Here is a 22,913-nt window from a genome sequence, read left to right as displayed (position 1 = left end):
AATTTAAGGATTTCAGTGTAAGGTAGCTGTTCTCTTACATATCTTGCATTCGGAATGAAGCTGATTACCTTGCGTATCCTGTCCGGCGCTGCACTTCTGGCGTGTACTTTCCCGGCGCTTGCCGACGCACCACCGCCACTGAGGCTGAGCGACCAGATTCCGGTCGGACCGCAGGTAAAAGTTGGCAAACTGTCTAATGGACTGATTTACTACATCCAGAAGAACGGCCGTCCCGAGAATAAGCTGGAGCTGCGGCTGGTGGTGAAAGCCGGCTCCATCCTGGAGGACGAGGACCAGCAAGGCCTGGCGCACTTCACCGAACACATGGCGTTCAACGGTTCCACCCATTTCAAGCGTAACGAGATGGTGTCCTACCTGCAGTCCATCGGCGTGAAGTTCGGCGCGGATCTCAACGCCTACACCAGCTTCGACGAAACGGTCTACATCCTGCCGATACCGACCGATAAAAAGGACGTGGTCGAGCAGGGCTTCCAGGTGCTGGAAGACTGGGCCCACGGCCTCTCCTTCAACGACGCCGACATCGACAGCGAGCGCGGTATCGTCCTTGAAGAACTGCGCCTCGGTAAAGGCGTGGACGACCGCATGAACAAGGTGGTGCTGCCCAAGGTGCTGAACGGCTCGCGCTACGCCGAGCGCATGCCGATCGGTAAAGAGGACATCCTCAAGACCTTCAAGTACGACGCCATCAAACGCTTCTACCGCGACTGGTATCGCCCGGACCTGATGGCGGTGGTGGCGGTCGGTGATATCGAGCCGGCCGAGGCCCAGCGCCTGATTGAAAAACACTTCAGCAAGTTGAAGAATCCGGCCAAGCCGCGTCCACGCGAATACGCGAAGATTCCGGAGCGCGAGGAGTCCGAAGGCGTGGTCTTCACCGACAAGGAAGTCAGCGCCAACACGGTCTACATCCGCTACCCGATCCAATCCTGGCCGGCCGGCGAGACCATCGCCGACTACCGCCAGAAGCTGATCGAAGGGATGTACAGCTTCATCCTCAGCCAGCGCATGTACGAATTGACGCAGCAGGCCAATCCGCCGTTCCTGCAAGGCGGCAGCGGCATGAACAAGATCGTGCGCGGCTACCGGTCCTTCGGCGCCGGCGCGGTGCTGGGCAAGGGTGGCGCCACGCCGGCCATCAACGCGCTGGTGGAGGAAGACCAGCGCGCGCGCCAGTACGGCTTCAGCGCATCGGAAGTGGAGCGCGCCAAGAAGGGCATGCTGCGCAACTATGAGCGCATCTACAACGAACGCGAAAAATCCGATTCGTCCGGCTATGCGGCGGAATACATCCGCAACTTCCTGGAGAACGAATCGATACCAGGCACCGCCGCCGAATACCGCTACGCCACCGAACTGATACCGGGCATCACGCTGCAGGAGGTGAATGCCGCCGTGCGCGCCGCCATTCCGGTCAACCAGAACAAGCTGGTGATCTACACCGGCGTCGACAAGCCTGGCGCGCCGCCACCGAAGGCCGACGAGCTGCTGGCAACCGCCGGCGCGGCCGAGAAGATCGAGGTCAAGCCGCTGGAGGACAAGCAGTACGCCTCGCAGCTGATGCCGACCTTGCCCAAGGCCGGCAGCATCGTCAGCCAGACCGTCAATGAAAAGATCGGCGCCACGGAACTGGTGCTGAGCAACGGCGTGAAGGTGGTGCTCAAGCCGACCGACTTCAATAACGACCAGGTGATCCTGGGCGGCCTGCGCTACGGCGGCTGGTCGCTGCTGCCGGACAGCGACGTCTTCGCCGCCCACTATGCGAGCAGCATCGTCGGCCAGATGGGCGTGTTGAATTACACGCCCAACGATCTGGTGAAGGTCTTGGCCGGCAAGAGCGTCAGCTCCAGCGCCAGCGTCAGTTCGCTCAACGAATCGGTGGGCGGCAGTTCCGGCAGCACCGACGTGGAAGCCATGCTGCAACTGGTCTATCTGCAGATGACGCAGCCGCGCAAGGACGTCGCCATCTACAGTGCCTACGTCGACCGTCAGCGCGAACTGGCGCAGAACAATCTGGCGCGGCCGGAGTCGGTGTTTTACGACACCGTCACCGCCACGCTGTACAACAACAGCCCGCGCGTGCTGCGCGCCGCCCGGCCGGCCGATTTCGACCAGCTGGCGCTGGATCGCGTGCTCGATATCTACAACAGCCGCATGTCGAGCGCGCGCGACTTCACCTTCTTCATCGTCGGCAGCTTCGACGTCGAGAAAATCAAGCCGCTGATCGCCACCTACATCGCCAGCCTGCCGGTGGGCGAGATTCCGGTGGCCTTCAAGGATGAAGGCGTGCGGCCGATCAAGGGCGTGGTCAAGAAGGAAGTGCACGCCGGCGCGGAGCCCAAGAGCACCATCTCGCTGTCGTTCACCGGCGAGGTGGAGTACTCGCGCGCCGCGCGCATGCGCTTGCAGGCGCTGGTGGAGGTCATGAACATCAAGCTGATCGAGACCCTGCGCGAGAAGATGGGAGCGATGTACAGCGGCGGCATGAGCGCTTCCATGAGCCGCATCCCATATGGTAACTACTCCATCAACGCCAGCCTGCCGTGCGCGCCGGAGAACGTCGACAAGGTGCTGGCGGCAACCTTCGCCGAAATCGGCAAGATCCAGCAGAACGGCGTGGAAGAGGCGGACCTGAACAAGGTCAAGGCGTCGTGGATCAAGAGCTACCGCAAAGGCATGCGGGAAAACGGCTACTGGATGGCGTCCCTGCAGAACGCCTTCTTTAACAATAACAGTCCAGAGGATATACTGACGTACGAGTCGCGCGTAAACGGGTTGACCGTAGCGGACCTCAAGGAGGCCGCGCAGCGTTACTTTGACACGAATAACTACCTGCAGGTAGTGTTGTACCCTGAGAAGTAAGGAGTCATCATGGCAAAGAAAAAAGAAGAACTGGATCCGGAAACCCTGGAACTGATTAACTGGTGTATCGAAGTGGAGGGCTTTTTAGTCAAGGGCGGCGCCACCGTGCAGGAGGCGCAGGATCATATTGAAGAGCAGGTCGAATGGTTCACCGACCAGTTCTACGATGGCCTGACGCCCGAAGAAGCGGCCAAGGAAGCGCTGGCTTAATCACAGTCATTCACCCGGCTGTGCCTCGTGGCACACGACGCACAGCTTGTTCCCCTCCGGGTCGCGGAAGTAGGCGCCGTAATAGTTGGCGTGGTACTGCGGCCGCAATCCAGGCGCGCCTTCGCAGACCCCGCCATGTTCGCGCACCGTCGCATAGGCGCGGTCCACCATCTCCCTTGACGTCGCCATCAACGCCAGCATCTGGCCGTTGCCGCATGCCGCCGGCTGGTTGTCGTAGGGAGCGCCGATGATGAACAACGGCCGTGCGCCTTCGGCCGGCTGCCAAGCGGCCCACGGCCGGTGGGTGTCGACAAAACGCTGGCGCGCGCCCAGCTCCGCCATCAGGGCGGTGTAGAACGGCAAAGCCTCTTCGAAGTTGTTAATTCCCACATAAACGTGCGACAGCATTGCGTCCTCCCGCGAGTGAGTATATCGTCAACATTTGGGGATATAGTGTACGCGGAGACGAGCACGGTATGGAAAAAAACACGATCGAACTGTCGCCCGGCATGGCGCCGCTGCGCCGCATTGCCGACCTGCAGGGGCCGAGGGCGCGGCCGTTGTTTGGCAATGTGCGCGAGATCCGCGCCCAGCCTTTTCACCGCGTGCTGGAAGGCTGGGCGCGCGAGTACGGGCCGTTGTATCGTTTCCGCATCATGCGCAAGGAAATGCTGGCCACCTCGGACCGCGAGCTGATCGCGGCGCTGCTGCGCGACCGGCCGGACATGATGCGCCGTTCCAGCCGCACGGCGGAAATGCTCGACGAGATCGGCACGCGCGGCCTGTTCACCGCCGAGGGCGAGGACTGGCGCCGCCAGCGCAAGCTGGTGATGCGGGCGCTGACGCCGGAGGTCATCCATAACTTCTTCCCCACCTTGTCGGCGATGACCGAGCGCTTGCGGCTGCGCTGGGAGAGCGCCATCGAAGCCGGCCGCCCGGTCGACCTGCTGCGCGACCTGAAGGCCTACACGCTGGACGTCACCATCGGCCTGGCGATGGGGCAGGACATCAACACGCTGGAGCTGGAAGAACATCCACTGCAGCGCGATATCGAATTCCTGTTCAAGCTGGTGGCGCGGCGCCTGACCACGCCTTTCACGTATTGGCGCGTGGCGGTGCTCAAGCGCGCGCAGGACCACGAGGCCACGGCGGCTGCGGCGCGCATCCAGCGAGCCATCGCCGGTTTCATCGCGGACGCGCGCCAGCGCATGGAACAGAATCCGGCGCTGCGCCAGAAGCCTTCCAACATGCTGGAGGCGCTGATCGTGGCGCGCGACGAGCCGGGCTCCGGCCTGACCGACGAAACGGTGGTGGGCAACGCCATCACCATGGTGTTCGCCGGCGAGGACACCACCTCCAACACCATGGCGTGGCTGCTGGAATTCCTGGCCGACCATCCGGACGCCGCTGCGCGCATGCGGGACGAGGCGCGGCAGGTGCTGGGCGCGGACGCGGTGCTGACCGACTATCACCGGCTGGAGCAGCTCAAGTACATCGACGCCGCCACGCGCGAAGCCATGCGCCTGAAGCCGGTGGCGCCGTTCATGGCGGCCGAAGCCAATCACGACACGGTGCTGGGCGACCTGGCGGTGCCGGCGGGGACGGTGATCTTCCTGCTGCTGCGCCATGCGTCCGAGCGCGATTGCGAGCTGGCGCAGCCGGAACGTTTCATGCCGGAGCGCTGGCTCGACGGCGCCAACGGCCAAGGCGACGATCCGGGCCGCAAGCTGTTCCCGTTCGGCGGCGGGCCGCGTTTCTGTCCGGGGCGCTACTTGGCCATGGCCGAGATCAAGATGGCGATGTCGATGCTGGCGCGGCATTTTGCGCTCCAGCGCGTGGCCGGCGCGCCGTCCGCGCAGGAGTGTTTTACCTTCACCATGACGCCGGATGCTTTGCCGGTGAAGCTGGTCAAACTGTTGCATACTTAGACGGAGAAGCTATGTTCAAGAAAATCATCATCGGCCTGGCGGTATTGATATTGATCGTGCTGGCGGCCGCCGCTTTGCAGCCGGCCAGCTACAGCGTCACGCGCAGCGTCGCCATCAAGGCGCCGCCGGAGAAGATCCAGCCGCTGATCAGCGATTTTCATCAGTGGGTGCAATGGTCGCCCTGGGAGCATCTCGACCCCGGCATGACGCGCACCTTCAGTGGTGCGCCGAAGGATCTGGGCGCAGTCTATGCTTGGCAGGGCAATCGCGACGTGGGCGCCGGCCGCATGGAGGTGATCAGCCTGACGCCGGCCAAGGTCGGCATCAAGCTGGACTTCATCGCGCCGATGGAATCGTCGTCGATGACGGATTTCGTGCTGGAGCCGAAAGGCGACACCACCCAGGTGACCTGGACCATGTCCGGCAAGTCCGATTTCATGACCAAGTTGATGGGACTCTTCGTCAGCATGGACAAAATGATCGGGCCGGACTTTGAACGCGGCCTGGCGCAGATGAAGACGGCGGCGGAAAAATAAACGGAGGTGTGCGATGCGGATGCGAGCGGCGGTAGGCATGGCGTTGGCGTTGGCGTTGATGCTTGCGGCTGCGCAGGCTGCCCAAACTACGTCCTTGCGGTCAGACCATCCCATCATCGGCACCTGGCGCATCATGCTGCCGGGGAGCTCGTGCAGCGAAATCTACCGCATCCGCGCCGACGGCACCACGCTGGTGTTCAGCCATGAGGAGGTGGCCGAGTCCACCTTCACCATCAGCGACCAGCCGGACAAGGATGGCTTCTACGAGGAGGTCGACATCATCGTCAAAGACAACGGCAAGCGCGATTGTTCTGGCGAGATCACCAAGCCGGGCCGGGAGGTCACCAGCTACCTGCAATTCCACCCCAACGGCAATCTGTTCGTGATGTGCGCCGATCGCACGCTGAATCGCTGCATCGGCCCGTTCATTCGCGTGCGCGGCCGCTCAATTTAAAGCGTTGCCTAATTGTTGCGGTAGGCGCCAGGATTCACGCCGCTCCATTCCTTGAAGGCGTGGTTGAACGCGCTCTGCTCCTGATAGCCGAGCAGGAAAGCGATGTCGATCAGGCTCAGTTCCGGCCGGCGCAGATAGTCCTTGGCCAGCGCGAAGCGGGCCTGGTCCAGCACCTGCTGGAAGGTGGCGCCGGCCTCGCTCAATTTGCGCTGCAAGGTGCGCGGCGACAGTTTCAACTCATCGGCTACGGAGGCCAGCCGCACCTGGCCGTGCGCCAGGTTGGCGACGATGGCGGCATGCACCTGCTGCGTGATCGACGGCGCCGCAGCGTGGCCGGCGGCGCGCTGTTGCAGCAGTTGTTCGGCGTGCTGCTGCAGCACCGGATACATGCTGACGTCCGCGTTCGGCACCGGCCATGTCAGCATGGCGGCGTTGAGGCTGGCGACATTGGCTTCGGCGCCGAACACCGGCATGTCGCCCAACACGCGCACGTACTCGTCGCGCAATGCGGGCGGGCCGCCGTCGTGCGTGAGCCGCAGTTCGTTGGCCGGCAGCGTGATCCCGGCCAGCCAGTTGCTGAACACACGGATGCCGGAGAACACGCTGTCGGCCAGGTGGCGGTGGGCGCTGCTGTAGTTGCTGTGCCAGGTGTAGTGGGCGGTGTCGCCTTCGATGCGGATGTGGGAGCGCCCCAGGTCGTGCGCCAGCTGCTCGTAGCGCATGGTCTGTTCGAAGACCTGGCCGAAATCGCGGCAGCTCAGCAGAATCAGGCCATACACGGTGTAGGTGCCGAGTTTGACGCATTGGCCCACGTGCAGGCCGAAATGCGGATCGCCGGCCAGCTCGGCGCCGATGTCGAGCAGGCGCACGTAGTCGGCGGCGGGCAGCGATTCCGGCAGCGGTTCCAGCGTGCCGGCCGGCAGTTGGGCGGCTTGTTCCAGTGCCTGCGGCGTGACGCCGCGCTGGGCGGCCGCCTCCAGCAAGGGCTGAAGATAGGAGCCGGCGACGCGGTTGGCATGATCGAACAAGGCTGATGTCATGAATGCGCAATACCGGGGCGCGGCATTGTTTTAATCTCAAGTCGTGAATAATCGGTGCGCGCCAGTATAGCAAGCGCTCCATCAGGGAGATAGAAAAACGATGAGACGCTGGAACGGTTGGGGTGATGAGTCGGTGGAGTTTGCGCTGAACGAGGACGCGCTGGCGTTTCTGGCGCAGCGCATCGGCGCGGGCAAGCCGGTGGCGGATGCCGGTTTCGCGCAGGCTTGCGCGCAGATTGCGCCATCGCGCCTGCCGGCGCATCGCTTGATCGACACCTCGCCCGAAGTCCGGCTGCGCAATGCGCTGGGCCAGAGCCTGCCGGACTGGCTGCGCCTGCGTTACGGCGTGATCGGCGCGGCGCCGGATGGCGTGGCCTATCCCGAGAGCGCGCAGGATGTGCGCGACCTGCTCGACTACGCGCAGCAGTTCGGGGTGGCCTTGATTCCGCAGGGCGGCGGCACCAGCGTGGCGGGACATCTGACCGCGCCGGGCGGCGTGCCGTCGCTGACGGTGAACATGACGCGCATGCGGCAGCTGGTTTATCTGGATACCGAGTCGCAGCTGGCGACCTTCGGCGCGGGCGTGCTGGGGCCGGACCTGGAGGCGCAGTTGCGCGCGCGCGGCTATACGCTGGGGCATTTCCCGCAGTCATTCGAGTATTCGACGCTGGGCGGCTGGGTTGCCACGCGCTCGTCGGGGCAGCAGTCCTTGCGCTATGGGCGCATCGAGCAGATGTTCCGTGGCGGTTCGGTGGAAACGCCGTCCGGCACGCTGCATTTGCCGACCTTCCCGGCATCGGCGGCGGGGCCGGACCTGCGCGAGATGGTGCTCGGTTCCGAGGGCCGGATGGGCATCCTGACCGAGGCCACGGTGCGCGTGACGGCGGCGCCGGCGTATGAGGCCTTCCATGCGGTGTTCTTCCCTGATTGGACGGCGGCCGAGACGGCGGTGCGGCAGATCGTGCAGGCCGGCTTGTCGCTTTCCATGCTGCGCTTGTCGAATGCGCTGGAGACCACCACCATGCTGGCGCTGGCCGGCCACAAGAAATTGATCTCGGTGCTGGAAGGGTATCTGTCGCTGCGCGGCTGCAAGGAAGAGAAATGCATGCTGATGATCGGCGTTGGCGGACGCAAGTCGCTGGCGCGGACGGCGTTGCGCGAGGCGCTGGTGCTGGCCTTGCCGCATGGCGGCGTGCATGTGGGCCGCTACATGGGCGAGAAGTGGAAGCAGAACCGCTTCCGCAATGTCTATCTGCGCAATGCGGCGTGGGGGCATGGCTATGCCATCGATACGGTGGAGACGGCGGTCGACTGGCCGCGCGTGGAGATCATGATGCGGGCGGTGGGGGCGGCGGCCAAGGCGGCGCTGGGATCGCATGGGGAGCAGGTGCACGCTTACACGCACCTGTCGCATTTGTATGCGCAGGGAGCCAGTGTTTATACGACGTTTGTGTATCGATTGGCTGGCGACTATGAGTCGGACCTGGCGCGCTGGAAGTCTTTGAAGAAGGCGGCCAGCATGGCGATCGTGGAGAACGGCGGGACGATCAGCCATCAGCATGGTGTGGGTAGCGACCATGCGTCGTATCTGGCGGCGGAGAAGGGGCGCTTGGGCATGTCGTCGTTGCAGGCTTTGTTCGATCATGTGGATCCGCAGGGGATTATGAATCCAGGGAAGCTGCTGCCATGAGCGCACGCGATGCGCTGGCCGGGCCGTGGGATGTGATTGTGATCGGCGGTGGCATCACTGGTGCTGGGATTTTGCTGGAGTCCGCGCGGCGTGGTTTGAAGGCGTTGCTGGTGGAGCAGCGGGATTTCGCCTGGGGCACGTCGAGCAGGTCTTCAAAGCTGGTGCATGGCGGTTTGCGGTATTTGAAGGAAGGGCAGTTTGCGCTGACGCGTGAGTCGGTGCATGAGCGGGAGCATTTGCTGCGGCAGGCGGCCGGGCTGGTGGAGCCGCAGAGTTTCGCGTTTGGTGATTACGTCGGGCGTAAGCCTGGCAAGCGGGCGTTTCTGGTTGGGCTGGCGATTTATGATCGGATGGCGGGGCAGCGCGGGCGGCATTATTTTTCTCGCGATGAGTTTGTGGCGATGGCGCCGAATGTGGCCGTCGACGGTCTTCAAGGCGGGATGGTCTACAACGATGCCAAGACGGACGACGCGCGGCTGGTGTTGCGCGTGCTGCAGGAGGCACGCCGGCATGGCGGCGTCGCCGTGAACTACATGGCCGTCGAGTCGCTGCTGCGCGAGGGCGATGCGGCCGGTGCCGCCACCGGCGATGCGGTCGGCGGCGGGGGCAGGGCGGCTGGCGATGCGCTTGGCGAGGTGCATGGCGATGCGGCCGGCGAAGTGTGTGGCGTGCGGCTGCGCGATGGCTTGGACGGTGCGCGGCAGGACGTGTGTGCGCGGCTGGTCATCAACGCGACCGGCGCATGGGCCGACCGGTTGAGCGCGCGGCCAGTCGGCGATGGCGCGGGACAGTCGGGCGTGGGCCATCGTCTGCGGCCTCTGCGCGGTAGTCATCTGGTGCTGCCGGCGTGGCGTTTACCGCTGGCGCAGGCAATCAGTTTGATGCATCCTGCCGACGGCCGTCCGGTGTTCGCCTATCCATGGGAGGGCGTCACCCTGGTCGGCACCACGGACGTCGACCACAAGGACGACCTGTCGCGCGAAGCGGCCATCACGCGCGCGGAATGCGACTATCTGATGGCCGCCTTGCACACCCAATTCCCGCAACTGAACCTAACGGACGACGACATCATCGCCAGCTACGCCGGCGTGCGTCCGGTCATCGACAGTGGCCAAGCCGATCCATCGAAGGAAACCCGCGACCACGCCATCAGCCTGGAACACGGCCTGCTCACCATCACCGGCGGCAAGCTGACCACCTTCCGCGTGATCGCGCTCGACGCGCTCAAGCTGGCTGCCACCAGGCTGCCGGAACTGCAAGGCCGCCTGACGCCGCAGCCGGTGTTCGCCGCCACGCCGCCGCTGCGCTACACGCCCGAGCTGCCGCCCGGCCAGGCGCTGCGCCTGCAAGGCCGCTACGGCGCCGCAGCGCAAGCGCTGATCGATGCCGCCCAACTAGGCGAACTGGCCACGATACCCGGCACCGAAACCATTTGGGCGCAACTGCGCTGGGCCGCGCGCGGAGAAGACGTCTGCAAGCTGGAAGACCTGCTGCTGCGCCGCACGCGCCTCGGCATACAGCTGCGCGGCGGCGGCGCCGCCATCATGACGCGCATCCGTGTCATCTGCCAACCGGAACTCGGCTGGACCGACCAGCGCTGGGACGCCGAGCAAGCCAACTACCTGGCCCTGTGGGCCACGCACTACAATCCACCAAAACAATAACGATAAAGCGAGACACCATGGCGGACCAATACCTGCTCTCCATCGACAATGGCACGCAGAGCGTGCGCGCGCTGCTGTTCGACTTGAACGGCAACCTCGCCGCCAAATCGCAAATCCACCTGCAAGCCTACTACTCGACGCATCCCGGCTGGGCCGAACACGACGCCGACGGCTACTGGAACGCAGTGACCGCCGCCTGCCAGCAGCTATGGCGCTCCACCGACATTCCGCGCAGCGCCGTCAAGGGCGTGGCGGTCACCACCCAACGCGGCACGGTCGTCAACCTGGACCGCGACGGCAACGTGATGCGGCCCGCCATCACCTGGCTGGACCAGCGCCGCGTAGGCAAGCAAAAGCCCCTGAGCTGGTGGTGGCGTGCCGCCTTCAAAGCGGCGCGCGTTGAAGGCACCATCGAATACTTCCGGCGTGAAGCGGAGATCAACTGGATCGCCGAGCACCAGCCGGAGATCTGGAAGGACACGCACAAATACCTGCTGCTGTCCGGCTTCCTCAACTACCGCCTGTGCGGACGGTATATCGACTCGACCGGCTCGCAGGTCGCCTACCTGCCGTTCGACTACAAACGCCACCAATGGGCCGGCGCGCGCGACTGGAAATGGGAAGCGCTCAAGGTGCGGCCGGACATGCTGTCCGAGCTGGCGCCGCCGGGCACCGTGATCGGCGCCATCACGGCCGCCGCCGCCGAAGCCACCGGCATCCCGGAAGGCACACCGCTGGTGGCCGCAGCCGCCGACAAGGCCTGCGAAGTGATCGGCGCTGGCAGCCTGGAGCCGCACATCGCCTGCCTGAGCTACGGCACCACCGCCACCATCAACACCACCAGCAAGAAGTACATCGAGGTGACGCCGTTCATCCCGCCATATCCGGCGGCGGTGCCGGGCGCGTACAGCACCGAAGTGCAGATCTTCCGTGGCTACTGGATGGTCAACTGGTTCAAGGAGCAGTTCGGGCATCTGGAGCAGATGGCGGGCGCGGAGCAGGGCATGGCCCCGGAAGCCATGTTCGACCAGCTGGTCAACGACGTGCCGCCCGGTTCCCTGGGGCTGATGCTGCAACCGTACTGGAGTCCCGGCATCCGCATACCCGGGCCGGAAGCCAAGGGCGCCATGATCGGATTCGGCGACGTCCACACGCGCGCCCACATGTACCGCGCGATACTGGAAGGGCTGGCCTACGCGCTCAGGGAAGGCAAGGAGCGCATCGAGAAGCGCAGCGGCGTGGCGGTGACGGAACTGCGCATTGCCGGCGGCGGCTCGCAAAGCGACGCCGCCATGCAGCTGACGGCCGACATCTTCGGCCTGCCGGCGGCGCGCGCTCACGTGTACGAAACGTCGGGATTGGGCGCGGCGATCGCCATCGCGGCGGGACTCGGCCTGCACAAGGACTTCGACACGGCCACGCGCGCGATGACGCGGCCGGGCCGCATCTTCCACCCGATCGCCGCCAACCACCAGGTCTACGACCAGCTATACCGCCGCGTCTACCTCAAGATGTACCGCCAACTGCAGCCGATGTACCAGCAAATCGCCGACATCACCGGCTACCCCGAGCAGCTCTAGCTACGCATCACCAGGGCCTTGACGGCGGCCAGGGAGGCGCTGCCGGTTTTGGTGGCTTGCACCTGATTGCGGCCGCCTTCCTTGGCCGCGTACATGGCGCGGTCGGCGGCGACGAACAGCGATTCGGTGTTGTCCAGCTGGTGCGGGTGGATGGTCGCCACGCCGATGCTGACCGTCAGCCATGCCGATGTCGTCGAGCGCGGATGCGGAATCTGCAGCGATTCAATGTGCGAACGGATCGATTCGGCCAGCAGGTAGGCCGCATCGCCGTCCGTTTCCGCGAACAGCAGCACGAATTCCTCGCCGCCGTAGCGCGCCGCCAGATCCGTCGGCCGCAAGGCGTGCGAGGCGATCGCCTGCGCCACCTGCTGCAGGCAGGCGTCGCCCGCCGGGTGACCCAGCGTGTCGTTGTATAGCTTGAAGTGGTCGACGTCCAGCACCACCAGCGACAAGGGCTGGCCGCTGCGCATCGCGCGCTGCCATTCCTTTTCCAGGAAGGTGTCGAAGTGGCGGCGGTTGGCGATCTTGGTCAGCGGGTCCACCATGGCCGCGCGTTGCAGCGCGTCTTCCGATTGCTTGTGGTGCGTGATGTCGTGCAGCAGGCCGATGAACAGCGGCTGGCGCAGATACATCGGCGTCAGCGTCAAATCCATGCACACCGAGCTGCCGTTGCGGTGGCGGATGATGACTTCGCGCGTGCCGTGGCTGTGCGCCGTCTGCGGCGAGGCGGCGTAGCGCGCGAAGTAGTCCAGGTATTCCTGCGCCACCATGGGATTGAGCAGGTCGTGGATGCTGCGGCCGGCCAGCTGCTCCACCTGGTAGCCCAGGTATTTGTCGCAGGCCGGGTTGGTGAACTGGATGCGCCCGTCCGCCTCAATGATCAGCAGGCCCTCGGCCATGTTGTTGACGATGGTGCGCAGGCGCTCGGCCTGTTCCTCGTGCGTTTCGCTGCGGCTGCGGATCTGCAGTTGCGTGCGCACCCGCGCGCACACTTCCGCCATGCGCAGCGGCTTGCTGATGTAGTCGACCGCGCCAATGTCGAAACCGGCCACCACATCATCCGTGTCGGTGCGCGCGCTCATGAAGATGACGGGAATGCGCTGCGTCGCCGCCTGGCTTTTGAGCTGGCGGCAGGTTTCGTAGCCGTCCATGCCCGGCATCATGATGTCGAGCAGGATCAGGTCCGGATGGACGCGGCGCGCGATTTTCAGCGCCCGCTCGCCGGTGGTGGCGACAAAGGTCTGATAGCCCTGCTGGACCATCAGCTTGCGCAACGCGCCGAGCGTTTCGGGCGCGTCGTCAACGATTAATATCGCGGCGTCGCGCCGCGTTGCAATGCTCAGACTTCCAGAATTCATTGGTGATCGCCTTTAACCTGGTGGGTCGCGGTGGCGTGTTTCAGCAGTTGCGCGGGTCGGCAACGGCGGGGGCAAGCGGGAGTGATCGGTGCGCGTTTCAACAAAGGCCAGCCTGATTTGAAAGTGACTATCCGTTCAAATCATACCGCTTCGCAATGCTTGCCGGGTGAAAATATTCTGTGGATTTTGGAGTGTTGCTTCAGTTGCATCAGGCCGCAGCCAGTCTCACGCCTAATGGTGTAAGTAATGTTGGCGGGATGTTAAAGCTTTTGGCGATTTTTGTGACTTTTGGTGATAAAGTTACCGCCGGTGTGTTGTATTTTTGTGGGCGGCGAGCGCCGCCCACGGTGGGTGTTGCAGCGGCTTAGATCTTGGCGGCGATCAGCTTGCCGAGGATCTCAATGCCATGACGGATGCGTTCCGGCGGCACCGTCACGAACGACAGGCGCAGGGTGTTGGTTTCCGGTTCGTTGGCGTAGAACGGCGAACCCGGCACGAAGGCCACTTTCTGGGCGATGGCTTCGTCCAGCAGCTTCATGGCGTCGATGTGCTTCGGCAGGGTGACCCAGATGAACATGCCGCCTTCCGGCTTGGTCCATTCCACGCCGGCCGGGAAGTGCTGGGCCATGGCGTCGAGCATGACCTGGCACTGGTCGCCGTACAGGGTGCGGATTTTCGGGATGTGCTGGTCCAGGAAACCGTCCTTGATCACTTCGTGCACCACCATCTGGGTCAGCTGCGACGTGTGCAGGTCGGCCGCCTGCTTGGCCAGTTCCAGGCGGCGTGCCAGCGGCAGCGGGGCCACCACGTAGCCGAGGCGGATGCCCGGGGTCAGCACCTTGGAGAAGGAGCCCATGTAGATCACGCCGTCCGGGTTCATCGACACCATCTTCGGCGCCGGCTCGCCCTTGTAGCTCAGGGCGCCGTAAGGATCATCCTCGATCAGCGGCAGACCGAGGCGGGCGCAGGTTTCCACCAGTTCCTGGCGGCGCGCGACCGACATGCTGCGACCGGTCGGATTCTGGAAGTTCGGCAGCGAGTACAGCATGCGCGCGCCTTCGGCCACTTTATCGATCGACGACGGCACCAGGCCGTGTTCGTCGGTTTCCACCGATTTGAATTCCGGCAGATAGACCGAGAACGCCTGCAGCGCGCCCAAGTACGATGGCGTCTCGACCAGCACGCGGCTGCCTTCGTCGATCAGCACTTTGCCCAGCAGGTCCAGCGCCTGCTGCGAGCCGGAGGTCATCAGCACTTGTTCCGGCACGATCTTGGCGCCGCCGGTCGACAGCGAGTCGGCGATCCATTGACGCAGCGGGGTGTAGCCGTCGGTCGGGCCGTATTGCAGGGCCACTTTGCCGTTGGTGCTCAGGACCTTGTCGTAGGCCGCTTTCATTTCGTCGACCGGGAAGGTCAGCGGCGACGGCAGGCCGCCGGCGAAGGAGATGATTTCCGGCTGCTGCGTGATCTTCAGGATTTCGCGGATGAACGACGCCTGCAGTTGCTCGGCGCGCTCAGCGAAGCGCCATTGGATCGGGTTTGGATTTTCGATTTTCATTCTTGTCTCACACTTTTAATTAAGCCACTTCGGCGATCAATTCGATTTCGACGCAGGCGCCGAGCGGAATCTGGGCCACGCCGAAGGCCGAGCGGGCGTGCTTGCCGGCGTCGCCGAAGACTTCTCCCAGCAGCTCGGAGGCGCCGTTGGTGACCAGATGCTGTTCCGTGTAATCCGGGGTGGAGTTCACCAGGCTCATGACCTTGACGATGCGCTTGACGCGGGTCAGATCGCCGCCGACGGCCGCCTGCAGGGTGCCGATCAAGTCGATGGCGATGGCGCGCGCGGCGGCCTTGCCTTCAGCGGTGTCGATGTTCTTGCCCAGTTGGCCGACCCATACGCTGCCGTCGGCGCGCTTGGCGATGTGGCCCGACAGGAAGACCGTATTGCCGGTTTGGGCGTACATGACGTAGGCGGCGGCTGGCGTGGCCGGCGCTGCCAGGGTGATATCGAGCGCTTTGAGTTTTTCGTAAACAGACATGTGCTTATCCAGTGATTAAGGTTTGTTGCGTGTAGTCAGACCGTTATTGTACGTCTTGCCGCCCTTGGTGCCCACAATTGAGGCAAAATCAAGATACTGTATGGCGTCAGGCGCGTTTTACCTGCATTTTGCGGCCCGCGCCCACCACAGCGATGACGGCGATTGCGAAAACCAAGGTTTGCCAATCCAGCGTTTCGCCCAGCACGGCGGTGGCGCTCAGCACAGAGAGGAAGGGCTGGACCAACTGTACTTGCCCGACCCGCGCCACGCCGCCCAGCGCCATGCCGCGATACCAGAAGAAGAATCCGATAAACATCGAGAACACGGAAACGTAGGCGAAGCCGGTCCAGGCGGCGACGCCGGCGTGGGCGATCTGCGCGCCTTCCTGCCACGCCAGCCAGCCGACCACCGGCAGCAACGGCGGCGCGGCCAGCACCAGCGCCCAGCAGATGGTTTGCTGTCCGCCCAGCGTTTGCGACAGGCGGCCGCCGGCGGCGTAACCCATGGCGGCCAGCAGCACGGCCAGGAACATCGCCAGGTCGGCCGCGTGCAGACTGCCGCCGCTCTGGCGTAGCGCAAAGCCGACCACCAGTACCGAGCCTAAGATCGCCATGATCCAGAACCCCGGCGATGGTTTTTCGCCGCCCAGCAGGGCTGCGAACATGGCGGTGGCCAGCGGCAGCACGCCGACCAGTACAGCGCCGTGGGCGGCCGGCAGGGTGCGCATGGCGAGTGAGGTCAGCCAGGGGAAACCGATCACGCAGCCGATGGCGACCATGGCCAGCGCGGGCAGGGCGGCGCGCGGCGGCAGCGGGGCGCGCTTCCACAGCAGCCAGGCGCCGGCCAGTACAGCTGCGGCCAGCGCTCGGCCGAGGGCGACGAACATCGGGGACAAGCCGGCGTCGATGCTGGCCGCCGCGCCGCCGACCGCCAGCCGGGTGAAGGGCAGGGTCAGGCTGAAGATGGCGACGCCGATCAGGCCGAGCAACATGCCGGTGGATTCGTCGCTCAGACGGCTGTGCGTGGTGAGCGTCGGTGCCAGTGCTGGTGTATTTGGTTTCATAGGTTTATGCTACGTGACAAAGCCAGTACAGTGCCGGTACACTTTAAAACATAATTTCTTATACTGTGACGGTAAAATGACCAATACACGACCACGCACTTCCCTGTTGGGCGCCGTTGCAGCGGCGGCAGCGGAGGCGGTCAACGAGGCGCTGGCCGCCGCCGATGCCCGCGCCATGGCTGCGCAGGCGCCTGGCCCGGCGGTTGCCCGCGTGCCCGTGCCCGCGTCGTCCGCTGCTCGAGCGCCGGCGCCCGGTGCGGCCGCCGACCGGGCGCCGGCATCGGTGCCGCCTGCCGGCCGCCGCTCGGCTGCAGTCGCGGGAAAGGCCGCCGGCGGCCCGCTGTTCGGGCTGCTGCTGCGTGAGTCGGGCGAAACGCTGATCGACCAGATCGTGCGCTCGGTGGCCGCCCGCATCGACGACCGCCTGCTGCGCGGCGGCGCGCGCATGCCGTCGATCCGCGCCTTCGCCGCCTCGCACAGCGTGTCGGCCTTCACCGTGGTGGCGGCCTATGACAAGCTGGTCGCCACCGGCTACCTGGAATCGCGCCGTGGCGCCGGCTTCTTCGTCCGTGAACGCCCGGCCATGGCGCTGAACGCCGCCGACGGCGCCGCACCCCTGGCCACTCCGCTGCGCAGCGCGCCATCAGGCTTCGACCACAAGCCGATCGACGTGGTCTGGCTGGTGCGGAATATGTTCCGCCAGATGCCACACCAGCAGATGCCCGGCTCCGGCGTGCTGCCGCCGGAATGGCTGGACGGCCCGGCCATCGCCAACGCGCTGCGCGCCGTCAGCCGCCAGAATCCCAACCTGCTGCTCAGCTACGGCGTGCCGCAAGGCTTCCTGCCGCTGCGCCAGCAGTTGCAACACAAACTGGCCGAGCTGGAAATCGCCGCCGCGCCCGAGCAAATCCTCACCACCGCCGGCGTGACGCAGGCGCTGGACCTGGTAGCGCGCGAATTCACCCGCCCCGGCGACACCATCTTCGTCGACGACCCGGCATGGTTCCTGATGTTCGGCTCCTTCGCCGCGCTGGGCGCCAAGGTGGTGGGCATCCCGCGCCTGGCCGACGGCCCGGACATCGCCCGCCTGGCGGAACTGGCGGCGCTGCACAAGCCCAAGCTGTACATCATCAACTCGGTGCTGCACAACCCGAGCTCCACCTCGCTGTCGGCGGCCAAGGCTTTCCAGGTGCTGCGCCTATCGGAAGAACACGACTTCCTGATCGTCGAAGACGATATCTACTGCGACCTGCATCCCGGCAGTGCGGTGCAGCCGGCCACGCGCCTGGCCGCGCTGGACCAGCTGCAACGGGTGATCTACCTGGGCGGCTTCTCGAAAACCATGGCCGCCAACCTGCGCGTTGGCTACATCGCCACCTCGGTGGAGCGCGCCGAGCGCCTGGCCGACCGCAAGATGCTGTCCACCCTCACCACCAGCGACATCGGCGAGCGCGTGGTCTATAAAGTGCTGTCCGAAGGCTCCTACCGCAAGCACGCCGACCGCGTGCGTGCGCGGCTGGACGGCATCCGCGCCAAGACCCTGCGCCAGATGGAGCGCGTCGGCCTGAAAGTGGACGGCTCGCCGCCGGCCGGCATGTTCGTCTGGGCCGACGCCGGCTGCGACACCAACGTGCTGACCGAGCGCGCCATGGCCCACAACCTGCTGCTGGCGCCCGGCAGTTTGTTCTCGCCCAAGCAACTGCCGTCCACCCGCATGCGCCTGAACGTGGCGGCGATGCAGGAGCCGGCCGTGTGGCGCTTCCTGGAGCGGGAATTGGATCGCTCTTGAAAACCCTCTTATAATCCCCATCTTCCTGAAATCTTAACCAAAAGACTATTTAAAAATGGCAAACACCGAAAAGCAAACCCTTGGATTCCAGGCCGAAGTGAAACAGCTGCTGCAGCTGATGATCCACTCCCTGTATTCGAACAAAGAAATCTTCCTGCGCGAACTGATCTCCAACGCCTCCGACGCCGCCGACAAGCTGCGCTTCGAAGCGATCAACAACGACGCCCTGTATGGCAACGACCATGAACTGAAGATCAAGGTCAGCTTCGACAAGGCCGCGCGCACCATCACCATTTCCGACAACGGCATCGGCATGAGCCGCGACGAGGCGATTTCGCACCTCGGCACCATCGCCAAATCCGGCACCAAGGAATTCTTCGGCAAACTGTCCGGCGACCAGCAGCAGGACGCGGCCCTGATCGGCCAGTTCGGCGTGGGCTTCTACTCGGGCTTCATCGTGGCCGACAAGATCACCGTCGAATCGCGCCGAGCCGGCGCCGAGGCTTCGGAAGGCGTGCGCTGGGAATCGGGCGGCGAGGGCGATTACTCGGTCGAGCAGATCGAGAAAATCAGCCGTGGCACCGACATCACCCTGCACCTGCGCGAAGGCGAGGACGAGCTGCTGTCGTCGTGGAAGATCAAATCCATCATCCGCAAATACTCGGACCACATCTCCCTGCCGATCGTCATGCAGAAGGAAGAGTGGGACGCCGAGAAGAGCGAAACGGTGCTCAAGGACGAACTGGAAACCGTCAACCAGGCCAGCGCCCTGTGGGCCCGCAGCAAATCCGACATCACGCCGGAACAGTACGAAGAATTCTACAAGCACGTCTCGCACGACTTCGCCGCGCCGCTGACCTACACGCACAACCGCGTCGAAGGCCGCAGCGAATACACGCAGCTGCTGTACATCCCGGCCAAGGCGCCGTTCGACCTGTGGGACCGCAACAAGCGCGGCGGCATCAAGCTGTACGTCAAGCGCGTCTTCATCATGGACGATGCCGAGCAACTGATGCCGACCTACCTGCGCTTCGTCAAAGGCGTGATCGACTCGGCCGACCTGCCGCTGAACGTCTCGCGCGAAATCCTGCAGGAGTCGCGCGACGTGAAGGTGATCCGCGATGGTTCGACCAAGCGCGTGATCGGCATGCTGGAAGAACTGGCGAACGCCGACGAGCAGGAAAAGAAAGACAAGTACCAGACCTTCTGGACCGAATTCGGCCAGGTGCTGAAAGAAGGCGTTGGCGAAGACGCGACCAACAAGGACCGCCTGGCCAAGCTGCTGCGCTTCGCTTCGACCGCCAACGAGAACGATCAGCAAACCACGTCGCTGGAGCAGTACCTGTCGCGCGCCAAGGAAGGCCAGGACAAGATCTACTACGTCACCGCCGATAACTACATCGCCGCGAAGAACAGCCCGCACCTGGAGATCTTCCGCAAGAAGGGCGTGGAAGTGCTGCTGCTGACCGACCGCGTGGACGAATGGATGCTGTCCTTCCTGACCGAGTTCGAAGGCAAGGAACTGGTCTCGGTCGCCAAAGGCGGCCTGGATCTGGGCGCGCTGGAAGACGAAACCGAGAAGAAGGAACACGAAGAAACCGAAACCTCGTACAAGGATTTGGTCGGCAAGATGAAGGAAGTCCTGGCCGATAAAGCCAAGGACGTGCGCGTCACCTTCCGCCTGACCGATTCGCCGGCCTGCCTGGTGGCGGACGAGAACGAGCTGTCGGGCAACCTGCTGCGCATGCTGAAGGCCGCAGGCCAGGCCGCGCCGGAGTCGCTGCCTATCCTGGAGATCAATCCGGATCACCCGCTGGTGCAGCGCCTGAAGAACGAAGACGTGGCAAGTTCGTTCAGCGACTGGTCGAACATCCTGTTCGATCAAGCGCTGCTGGCCGAAGGCGGTTCGCTGAGCGATCCGGCCTCCTTCGTCAAACGCCTGAACGAGTTGCTGCTGGCGAAATAAGCAGCAATCCGGGGTCAGGTCCTCCATTGCTACACGAGCTCAGCGCTACGAGGCACTAGCGCCGAGGCCGTGTAGAATTGGAGGACCTGACCCCGGAGTTTTTATGAAGAAATCCGCTGTTGCGTTGGCCGTCCTGGCCAGCGTTTTCCTGTGCGCGCATGCGCAAAATTCCCTCCCCAGCGAAACACCTGCCGATTTTAAGGCGCCTGTCGATAGCTTCGACTATGTCAAGCGCGTGGTGATGATACCGATGCGGGATGGCGTCAAACTCCACACCGTCATCGTCCTGCCGCGCAAGGCCCGCAATGCGCCCATGCTGTTGACGCGCACGCCGTATAACGCCGACGACATGACCAGTCACGCCGAAAGCGCGCAGATGGAATCCATCCTGCAGGGCTACGACAACGAGGCCGACATCATCGTGAAGGGCGGTTATATCCGCGTGGTGCAGGATGTGCGCGGCAAGTACGGGTCCGAGGGCGACTATGTGATGAACCGGCCGATGGCCGGCACCGCCCTGAATCCGACGGCGGTCGATCACTCCACCGACGCCTGGGATACCATCGACTGGCTGAGCAAGAACGTGCCCGAGTCGAACGGCAAGGTCGGCATCATCGGTGGATCGTATGACGGCTTCCTGCCGCTGATCGCGCTGATCAATCCGCATCCGGCGCTGAAGGTGGCAGTGCCCATGAACCCGATGGTCGACGGCTGGCGCGGCGACGACTGGTTCCACAACGGCGCCTTCCGTCAGATCAATCTGAGCTACATCCTGGAGCAGACCGCCACGCGGCGCAACGACGCGCGCTGGTTCAGCAGCCACTACGACGATTACGATACTTTCCTGCGCGCCGGCTCGGCCGGCGAGCTGGCGCGTCAGCGCGGCGTGGAGCAGAGCGGTTTCTGGCGCAAGCTGGTGGCGCATCCGGCGTATGACGAGTTCTGGCAGGGCCAGGCGGTCGACAAGTTGCTGGCCAGCCAGCCAGTGACCGTGCCAACATTGCTGGTGCACAGCCTGTGGGACGCGGAGGATATCTACGGCGCCATTGCTGTCTACAAGGCCATCAAGCCGAACGACAAGGATAACAAGGTGTTCCTGGTGATGGGGCCGTGGAACCACGGCGGCCAAAGTGGAGACGGCGACAAGCTGGGCGCGGTCAAGTTTCACAGCTCGACCGGCCTGCACTTCCGCGAAGAGATATTGCGGCCTTTCCTGGACCGCTATCTGAAGGACGATGAGCCGGCCGCACCGATCGCGCCGGTGACGGCCTTCGAGACCGGCACCAACAAATGGCGCTCGCTGAACCAGTGGCCGGCCGGCTGCGTCAGCGGCTGCTTCATCGCGCCGGCCACCTTGCGTCTGGCCGCCAACGCGCGCCTGAACCTTAGCAATACCGCGCCTGTGCCGCTCGGCACGCCGGCGCAGAAAACCGCCTACGACGAATACGTATCCGATCCGGCCAAGCCGGTGCCATACCGCTCACGTCCCATCATGGCGGTCGGCTATGACGAAGCCAAGGGCCAGACCTGGCCGCGCTGGCTGGTGGACGACCAGCGCGAAGCGTCCGGCCGCACGGACGTGCTGACCTACACCACCGGCGTGCTGAGCGCGCCGGTGAAGATCAGCGGCGAGCCGATCGCGCACCTGCTGGCCGCCACTAGCGGCACCGATGCCGACTGGGTGGTCAAGCTGATCGACGTGTATCCGGACCAGGTGGCCGCGCAGCCGGAGATGGGCGGCTACCAGTTGATGGTCTCGGCCGACGTCTTCCGCGGCCGCTACCGTGAAAGCCTGTCGGCGGCCAAGCCGCTGGCCGCCAACACGGCGCTACCGTACCGTTTCGCGCTGCCGACGGCCAACCACGTGTTCCTGCCGGGGCACCGCATCATGGTGCAGATCCAGTCCAGCTGGTTCCCGCTGTACGACCGCAATCCACAGACCTTCGTGCCGAACATCTTTAATGCACAGCCTGCCGACTACAAGAAGGCCACCCAGCGCGTCTACCATGACAGCTATGTCGAGCTGCCGCTGGTAGGCGCGAGCGTCAAATAACTAGGCCGAGCCGGACTTGCGGCGGCGTGCCAGGAGCAGCACCGCCGGCAGGCCCAGGCCCAGCATGGCGTAGCTGCCCGGTTCCGGCACCGCCGTCACCGCCAGGAAGCCGCGAATCTCGCCACTGGGATACAGCGTGCTGTGGATGTTCAGGTAAGCGCTGCCCGAATTCAGTCCCGCCAGCAGGGCCGACTCGGCACCGGTGGTGGTGCCGCCGTTGGCGCTCAGGAAGGCCGGATTCCAGCTGCTTGTCAGCGAGGTGTCGTAGATGTGGTGATAGGCGCCGGTCTGCACGCCCAGCGGGAAGTCGCTGAAGGTTGGCGTTTCGGTCGCCACGCCGGCAAGGCCGGTGCCGGGTGTCGTGGTGCAGCAGTGGATGTGGGCTGCTGTGCTTTCCCCCAGTAGGCCGGCGAAGGCTGCGCCCACTTCCAACACGTGGGTGGTGGCGTCGAACTTGACGGAGGCCGCGCCGATGCCCGGCGAGGTATTGGCCGGTTCTTCCTTGGGGCCGGTGAGGATGGTGGTGTAGGTGGCGGCGCTGGCGGCGTTGATGGCCGCCATGCCGGCGCACAGCAGCGCCGCTGCCGCCACCCATTTGCGAGTGCGTGGTTTCATGATCCCTCCCTGGTTGATGTCTAGTTTAGAGAGGGGCCGCGCGCGCAA

The 22,913-nt window shown here is 64.3% G+C and carries 18 protein-coding genes; 11 read left to right on the top strand and 7 right to left on the bottom strand.

Features of this window, described 5'->3' with window-relative positions; all coding sequences use genetic code 11:
- The first annotated feature begins 54 nt into the window (after nucleotides 1-54).
- Complete coding sequence (locus tag ACXZ1M_RS03435; protein ID WP_459051813.1) at nucleotides 55-2,880, top strand: M16 family metallopeptidase; 2,826 nt, start codon at nucleotides 55-57, stop codon at nucleotides 2,878-2,880.
- Nucleotides 2,881-2,889: 9 nt separating this feature from the next.
- Nucleotides 2,890-3,090, top strand: coding sequence for a hypothetical protein (locus ACXZ1M_RS03430; protein WP_110848843.1), 201 nt, complete (start codon nucleotides 2,890-2,892; stop codon nucleotides 3,088-3,090).
- A gap of 6 nt (nucleotides 3,091-3,096) precedes the next feature.
- Here the strand turns inward: ACXZ1M_RS03430 and ACXZ1M_RS03425 are convergent, their stop codons facing one another.
- Nucleotides 3,097-3,498 carry a VOC family protein gene (locus ACXZ1M_RS03425; protein ID WP_459051812.1) on the bottom strand — a complete coding sequence of 134 codons (402 nt, stop codon included), beginning with the start codon at nucleotides 3,496-3,498 and terminating at the stop codon, nucleotides 3,097-3,099.
- A gap of 68 nt (nucleotides 3,499-3,566) precedes the next feature.
- Here ACXZ1M_RS03425 and ACXZ1M_RS03420 point away from each other — a divergent pair, with 68 nt between their 5' ends.
- From ACXZ1M_RS03420 to ACXZ1M_RS03410, 3 genes are read left to right on the top strand one after another with little or no spacing between them, the layout of a single operon-like run.
- Nucleotides 3,567-5,018 (top strand): cytochrome P450, encoded by a 1,452-nt coding sequence (locus tag ACXZ1M_RS03420; RefSeq protein ID WP_459051811.1) that lies wholly within the window; start codon nucleotides 3,567-3,569, stop codon nucleotides 5,016-5,018.
- A gap of 11 nt (nucleotides 5,019-5,029) precedes the next feature.
- Nucleotides 5,030-5,554, top strand: coding sequence for an SRPBCC family protein (locus ACXZ1M_RS03415; protein ID WP_459051810.1), 525 nt, complete (start codon nucleotides 5,030-5,032; stop codon nucleotides 5,552-5,554).
- A 13-nt stretch (nucleotides 5,555-5,567) separates the two neighbouring features.
- The gene (locus ACXZ1M_RS03410) at nucleotides 5,568-6,008 is read left to right on the top strand and encodes a hypothetical protein (RefSeq protein ID WP_459051809.1); all 441 of its coding nucleotides are present in this window, start codon (nucleotides 5,568-5,570) and stop codon (nucleotides 6,006-6,008) included.
- Between the two features lie 8 nt (nucleotides 6,009-6,016).
- Here ACXZ1M_RS03410 and ACXZ1M_RS03405 read toward each other — a convergent pair whose 3' ends face one another.
- Nucleotides 6,017-7,048 (bottom strand): AraC family transcriptional regulator, encoded by a 1,032-nt coding sequence (locus tag ACXZ1M_RS03405; RefSeq protein WP_459051808.1) that lies wholly within the window; start codon nucleotides 7,046-7,048, stop codon nucleotides 6,017-6,019.
- 100 nt (nucleotides 7,049-7,148) lie between these two features.
- Between ACXZ1M_RS03405 and ACXZ1M_RS03400 the strand changes: the two genes are divergently transcribed.
- The 3 genes from ACXZ1M_RS03400 to ACXZ1M_RS03390 are packed head-to-tail and all read left to right on the top strand — an operon-like array spanning nucleotide 7,149 to nucleotide 11,982.
- Nucleotides 7,149-8,738: an FAD-binding oxidoreductase gene (locus tag ACXZ1M_RS03400; protein WP_459051807.1), complete on the top strand. Its 1,590-nt coding sequence runs from the start codon at nucleotides 7,149-7,151 to the stop codon at nucleotides 8,736-8,738.
- Nucleotides 8,735-10,402, top strand: coding sequence for a glycerol-3-phosphate dehydrogenase/oxidase (locus ACXZ1M_RS03395; protein ID WP_459051806.1), 1,668 nt, complete (start codon nucleotides 8,735-8,737; stop codon nucleotides 10,400-10,402). The genes ACXZ1M_RS03400 and ACXZ1M_RS03395 overlap by 4 nt, the downstream gene beginning before the upstream one ends.
- A 17-nt stretch (nucleotides 10,403-10,419) precedes the next feature.
- On the top strand, nucleotides 10,420-11,982 hold the full coding sequence (locus ACXZ1M_RS03390; RefSeq protein WP_459051805.1) for an FGGY-family carbohydrate kinase: 1,563 nt from the start codon (nucleotides 10,420-10,422) through the stop codon (nucleotides 11,980-11,982).
- Here ACXZ1M_RS03390 and ACXZ1M_RS03385 read toward each other — a convergent pair.
- The 4 genes from ACXZ1M_RS03385 to ACXZ1M_RS03370 all read right to left on the bottom strand — a co-directional run bounded on the left by ACXZ1M_RS03385 (nucleotide 11,979) and on the right by ACXZ1M_RS03370 (nucleotide 16,442).
- Nucleotides 11,979-13,340, bottom strand: coding sequence for a diguanylate cyclase domain-containing protein (locus ACXZ1M_RS03385; RefSeq protein WP_459051804.1), 1,362 nt, complete (start codon nucleotides 13,338-13,340; stop codon nucleotides 11,979-11,981). The genes ACXZ1M_RS03390 and ACXZ1M_RS03385 overlap by 4 nt on opposite strands.
- Before the next feature lie 364 nt (nucleotides 13,341-13,704).
- Nucleotides 13,705-14,898: an aminotransferase-like domain-containing protein gene (locus ACXZ1M_RS03380; RefSeq protein ID WP_459051803.1), complete on the bottom strand. Its 1,194-nt coding sequence runs from the start codon at nucleotides 14,896-14,898 to the stop codon at nucleotides 13,705-13,707.
- 19 nt (nucleotides 14,899-14,917) lie between these two features.
- On the bottom strand, nucleotides 14,918-15,379 hold the full coding sequence (locus tag ACXZ1M_RS03375; protein ID WP_459051802.1) for a RidA family protein: 462 nt from the start codon (nucleotides 15,377-15,379) through the stop codon (nucleotides 14,918-14,920).
- Between the two features lie 106 nt (nucleotides 15,380-15,485).
- On the bottom strand, nucleotides 15,486-16,442 hold the full coding sequence (locus ACXZ1M_RS03370) for a DMT family transporter (protein ID WP_459051801.1): 957 nt from the start codon (nucleotides 16,440-16,442) through the stop codon (nucleotides 15,486-15,488).
- Between the two features lie 76 nt (nucleotides 16,443-16,518).
- Here ACXZ1M_RS03370 and ACXZ1M_RS03365 point away from each other — a divergent pair, with 76 nt between their 5' ends.
- The 3 genes from ACXZ1M_RS03365 to ACXZ1M_RS03355 all read left to right on the top strand — a co-directional run bounded on the left by ACXZ1M_RS03365 (nucleotide 16,519) and on the right by ACXZ1M_RS03355 (nucleotide 22,250).
- On the top strand, nucleotides 16,519-18,231 hold the full coding sequence (locus ACXZ1M_RS03365) for an aminotransferase-like domain-containing protein (RefSeq protein WP_459051800.1): 1,713 nt from the start codon (nucleotides 16,519-16,521) through the stop codon (nucleotides 18,229-18,231).
- Between the two features lie 55 nt (nucleotides 18,232-18,286).
- Nucleotides 18,287-20,197 carry a molecular chaperone HtpG gene (gene htpG, locus ACXZ1M_RS03360; RefSeq protein ID WP_459051799.1) on the top strand — a complete coding sequence of 637 codons (1,911 nt, stop codon included), beginning with the start codon at nucleotides 18,287-18,289 and terminating at the stop codon, nucleotides 20,195-20,197.
- Between the two features lie 103 nt (nucleotides 20,198-20,300).
- Nucleotides 20,301-22,250, top strand: a complete 1,950-nt coding sequence (locus tag ACXZ1M_RS03355) for a CocE/NonD family hydrolase (RefSeq protein ID WP_459051798.1) — start codon at nucleotides 20,301-20,303, stop codon at nucleotides 22,248-22,250.
- Here ACXZ1M_RS03355 and ACXZ1M_RS03350 read toward each other — a convergent pair whose 3' ends face one another.
- A complete protein-coding gene (locus tag ACXZ1M_RS03350) occupies nucleotides 22,251-22,865 on the bottom strand; it encodes a CHRD domain-containing protein (protein WP_459051797.1) in 615 nt (204 codons plus the stop codon). It abuts the gene before it with no gap.
- Nucleotides 22,866-22,913 lie beyond the last annotated feature (48 nt).

Source organism: Duganella paludis, assembly GCF_054461335.1.
The sequence above is the reverse complement of the archived record's forward strand: the minus strand, read 5'-3'. Positions and strand labels throughout refer to the sequence as shown.

Bases quoted from the DNA above. Each gene is read 5' to 3' on its own strand.
- ACXZ1M_RS03435 (WP_459051813.1), top strand. From the start codon at position 55: ATGAAGCTGATTACCTTGCGTATCCTGTCCGGCGCTGCACTTCTGGCG.
- ACXZ1M_RS03430 (WP_110848843.1), top strand. From the start codon at position 2,890: ATGGCAAAGAAAAAAGAAGAACTGGATCCGGAAACCCTGGAACTGATT.
- ACXZ1M_RS03425 (WP_459051812.1), bottom strand. From the start codon at position 3,498: ATGCTGTCGCACGTTTATGTGGGAATTAACAACTTCGAAGAGGCTTTG.
- ACXZ1M_RS03420 (WP_459051811.1), top strand. From the start codon at position 3,567: ATGGAAAAAAACACGATCGAACTGTCGCCCGGCATGGCGCCGCTGCGC.
- ACXZ1M_RS03415 (WP_459051810.1), top strand. From the start codon at position 5,030: ATGTTCAAGAAAATCATCATCGGCCTGGCGGTATTGATATTGATCGTG.
- ACXZ1M_RS03410 (WP_459051809.1), top strand. From the start codon at position 5,568: ATGCGGATGCGAGCGGCGGTAGGCATGGCGTTGGCGTTGGCGTTGATG.
- ACXZ1M_RS03405 (WP_459051808.1), bottom strand. From the start codon at position 7,048: ATGACATCAGCCTTGTTCGATCATGCCAACCGCGTCGCCGGCTCCTAT.
- ACXZ1M_RS03400 (WP_459051807.1), top strand. From the start codon at position 7,149: ATGAGACGCTGGAACGGTTGGGGTGATGAGTCGGTGGAGTTTGCGCTG.
- ACXZ1M_RS03395 (WP_459051806.1), top strand. From the start codon at position 8,735: ATGAGCGCACGCGATGCGCTGGCCGGGCCGTGGGATGTGATTGTGATC.
- ACXZ1M_RS03390 (WP_459051805.1), top strand. From the start codon at position 10,420: ATGGCGGACCAATACCTGCTCTCCATCGACAATGGCACGCAGAGCGTG.
- ACXZ1M_RS03385 (WP_459051804.1), bottom strand. From the start codon at position 13,340: ATGAATTCTGGAAGTCTGAGCATTGCAACGCGGCGCGACGCCGCGATA.
- ACXZ1M_RS03380 (WP_459051803.1), bottom strand. From the start codon at position 14,898: ATGAAAATCGAAAATCCAAACCCGATCCAATGGCGCTTCGCTGAGCGC.
- ACXZ1M_RS03375 (WP_459051802.1), bottom strand. From the start codon at position 15,379: ATGTCTGTTTACGAAAAACTCAAAGCGCTCGATATCACCCTGGCAGCG.
- ACXZ1M_RS03370 (WP_459051801.1), bottom strand. From the start codon at position 16,442: ATGAAACCAAATACACCAGCACTGGCACCGACGCTCACCACGCACAGC.
- ACXZ1M_RS03365 (WP_459051800.1), top strand. From the start codon at position 16,519: ATGACCAATACACGACCACGCACTTCCCTGTTGGGCGCCGTTGCAGCG.
- htpG (WP_459051799.1), top strand. From the start codon at position 18,287: ATGGCAAACACCGAAAAGCAAACCCTTGGATTCCAGGCCGAAGTGAAA.
- ACXZ1M_RS03355 (WP_459051798.1), top strand. From the start codon at position 20,301: ATGAAGAAATCCGCTGTTGCGTTGGCCGTCCTGGCCAGCGTTTTCCTG.
- ACXZ1M_RS03350 (WP_459051797.1), bottom strand. From the start codon at position 22,865: ATGAAACCACGCACTCGCAAATGGGTGGCGGCAGCGGCGCTGCTGTGC.